At 45.4% G+C, this 2,743-nt stretch carries 2 protein-coding genes; both read left to right on the top strand.

Features of this window, described 5'->3' with window-relative positions; genetic code table 11:
- Positions 1 to 68: 68 nt before the first annotated feature.
- A complete protein-coding gene (gene dapF / locus QT974_RS33235) occupies positions 69 to 905 on the top strand; it encodes a diaminopimelate epimerase (protein WP_333472624.1) in 837 nt (278 codons plus the stop codon).
- A 640-nt stretch (positions 906 to 1,545) separates the two neighbouring features.
- A complete protein-coding gene (locus tag QT974_RS33230) occupies positions 1,546 to 2,691 on the top strand; it encodes a hypothetical protein (protein ID WP_333472623.1) in 1,146 nt (381 codons plus the stop codon).
- Positions 2,692 to 2,743 lie beyond the last annotated feature (52 nt).

Here is a 2,743-nt window from a genome sequence, read left to right as displayed (position 1 = left end):
TCAACTGTCAACTGTCAACTGTCAACTGTCAACTGTCAACTGTCAACTGTCAACAGAGGTTTGTTTTTATGCCGATCGAGTTTGCGAAGTATCACGGACTGGGCAATGATTTTATTCTGATTGACAACCGCCACTCCTCAGAACCAGTTTTAACACCAGAACAAGCTGTGTCCATGTGCGATCGACATTTTGGGATCGGCGCAGACGGCGTGATTTTTGCTCTTCCCGGTCAAAACGGCACTGACTATACGATGCGGATTTTTAACTCTGACGGTTCGGAACCGGAAATGTGTGGCAACGGGATTCGCTGTTTGGCTAAGTTTATCGCCGATTTGGAAGGTGAGAAGGCGAAAACTGAGTATCGCATCCACACTCTGGCGGGTGTGATTAGCCCCGAATTGCGATCGGACGGTCAGGTTAAGGTGGATATGGGACTTCCCCGGTTGCTGGCTGCGGAAATTCCGACAACTTTGACCGCACCAGATGCCAAAGTGATAGATGTGCCGATCGAAGTTGCTGACAAATCTTGGTCTGTTACCTGCGTCAGCATGGGAAATCCTCACTGCATTACCTTTGTAGAGGATGTTTCGGCTGTGGCTTTGGAAAATCTCGGCCCTCAATTCGAGCACCACCCTGCCTTCCCGCAGCGTATAAATACCGAATTTATTCAAGTGATACGACGGGACTACGTAAAAATGCGGGTGTGGGAAAGAGGCGCAGGTGTTACTCTAGCTTGTGGGACTGGTGCTTGTGCTGCTGTGGTGGCTGGGGTGTTGGTCGGAAAGTGCGATCGAACAACTGCTGTTGAACTCCCCGGCGGCGTTTTGGAAATCGAATGGGCAGAAGTTTCTGGCCGGATTTACATGACTGGGCCGGCACAACGAGTATTTACTGGTTGTCAGTAGTCAGTTGACAGTTGACAGTTGTCAGTTGTCAGTTGTCAGTTGTCAGTTGTCAGTTGTCAGTTGACAGTTGACAGTTGACATTGGTGATTAGTCATTAGTCATTAGTCATCAGTCAGAAGGAGTTTTTTGTGGAATTGACAAACAAGGAAAATTCTTGAATTCCCAATTTTTCTTTAATTGTTTAATTATGAAGAATGCTCAATGACTAATGCCTTGCGCCTTGTCAAGTCATTGACTAATGACTAATGATTAATGACTAATGACCAATGACTACTGACTACTGACTACTGATACCATTTTTCTAAAGATGCGATAGAGCTCGATGACGACCGGGCATTTTCAACAGTTGACAGTTGACAGTTGAGGGCTTGACAGTTTGAGAGCGACCTCTACCTAAAAGTCCGAGTATTGGAGTAATCAATAGTCTGATTTTAATTTCTCCCTAAAAGACTTGGGGCTTTCAACCAATTCTTTCTGGTAATCTCCTTTACCTTTTGACGAAAGTCTGTCATAACTTTAAAAAAATGGTATGACAACTGAAAACTGTCAACTGTCAACTGTCAACTGTCAACTGACTAATAACTAAGCCTGAATTCTAAAATCTAAAATCTAAAATCTAATATTAAGTAGGTGGATGTGCATGGCTGGAGGTATTTATCTGATTCAGGACGACGACAGGCTGGTAGAAATGATGGAACAGCCCTATGATTCGGAAGACCAGTTACAAGACTTGCTTGTAACTTATCCTAATCTGATCGCCGGAGACCAAATCGATCGGGCGACGGCGCGGAAATGGCTGCTAATTTCGCGGGAAGCAGCAGTCCCCACCGATGAGGAAACAGCCGTCCAGTGGTCGCTGGATCGCTTGTTTATCGACCAAAATGCAGTTCCTACTTTGGTGGATGTCAGGCGCACTCCTAATGCTGCACTCCGGCAAAAAGTTTTGGGTCAGTCGATCGACTATGCTGCTAATGCGTTGGTTTATTGGCCAATAGATTCAATTATTGCTTTGTTTGAAGCCAATTGTCGCGATCGGGGTCGCGATCCCGAACAGATTTTTGAAGAGTTTCTCGGTGCGGATGCTAATGAAGACCTATTTTGGCAGAAAGTTAAAACTAATTTGCAAGCCGGTAAAATTCGCTTAGTATTTGTAGCAGACGAGATTTCCGCTGAAATGCGCCGAGTTGTGGAATTTCTCAACGAACAAATGGACCCGGTTGAAGTGTTGGCCCTGGAAATTAAGCAATATGTAAGTGAAGACGGTTTGAGAACTTTGGTTCCCAGAGTTATCGGTCAGACAGCCGAAGCACAGCATAAAAAATCCAACGCAATGCGCGAAAGAAGGCGCTGGGATGAATCGTCATTTTTTGGGGAAATCAAAGCCAGACAAGGCGCGGACGAGGCGCAAATTGCAAGAGCCATATACCTTTGGGCGAAAAGTCAAGAACCCGAAATTCAAATCCATTGGGGAACGGGGGACACCTACGGCGGTTTCGCTGCTCAATTGCATCACAGGGGTAGAAAACCATATCAGTTATTCACTGTAGATATTGCTGGCAGAATGGAGATTTCTGCTGACAATTACGGTTCCCAACCGCCATTTAATGCAGAACAAAATTGGCTGGAATTGAGAAATAAGCTAAGTTCGATCGGTCTCTCGCTACCTACAGAACCGGGCGAGAGAAGGTCGCCGAGTCTGGCTTTATCTACTTTGGAAGACGAATTTGCCCTCCAGCAAGTTATGGAGACGTTTAATTGGGCGATCGAACAAATTAAAACGTTATAGTCAGTTGACAGTTGACAGTTGACAGTTGACAGTTGACAGTTGACAGTTGACA

Source organism: Microcoleus sp. BM001215392 (assembly GCF_036700185.1).
GTDB lineage: Bacteria > Cyanobacteriota > Cyanobacteriia > Cyanobacteriales > Microcoleaceae > Microcoleus.
This window is presented reverse-complemented; position numbering and strand designations above follow the sequence as displayed.